1 pseudogene is annotated in these 564 nt (G+C 70.6%); it reads right to left on the bottom strand.

Annotation, left to right across the window (positions count from 1 at the left end):
* Positions 1-523: pseudogene (locus P3H15_RS54930) on the bottom strand (hypothetical protein); the annotation flags it as partial.
* Between the last annotated feature and the right edge of the window lie 41 nt (positions 524-564).

Below are 564 nucleotides of genomic sequence, written 5' to 3'. Positions count from 1 at the left end.
CACCCCGGACCCGGATCACCGCCCGCTTCGGGGTTCCGTCCGGCCGCAACACCCCGGCCCGTTTCATGATGTCCTGCGCCCTCACGGTTTTCAGTTTCTTGCTCGCATCGGCCCGCAACTCGCTGGTCTCCCCCGACCGATACCGGGACACCGCGGAACGGGACCGGCCGATCTTCGCGGCCACCGCATCGACACCACCCAATCGTTCGATCGCCGCCCGCCGCTGGGCACGCTCGAGCACATCCGCATGCGGGATCCGCCCCTGTTGCGCCCACCGGCGCACACCCCGGACCCGGATCACCGCCCGCTTCGGGGTTCCGTCCGGCCGCAACACCCCCGCCCGCCTCATGATGTCCTGCGCCCTCACGGATTTCAGCTTCTTGCCGGCATCGGCCCGCAACTCGTTCGTCTCCCCCGACCGATACCGGGAGACCGCGGAACGGGACCGGCCGATCTTTGCGGCCACCGCATCGATACCGCCGAGGCGTTCGATCGCCGCCCGCCGCTGCGCACGCTCGAGCACATCCGCATGCGGGATCCGCCCCTGTTGCGCCCACCGGCGCA

The organism is Rhodococcus sp. T2V (assembly GCF_029269925.1).
Classification (GTDB): Bacteria; Actinomycetota; Actinomycetes; order Mycobacteriales; family Mycobacteriaceae; genus Rhodococcus_F; species Rhodococcus_F koreensis.
This window is presented reverse-complemented; position numbering and strand designations above follow the sequence as displayed.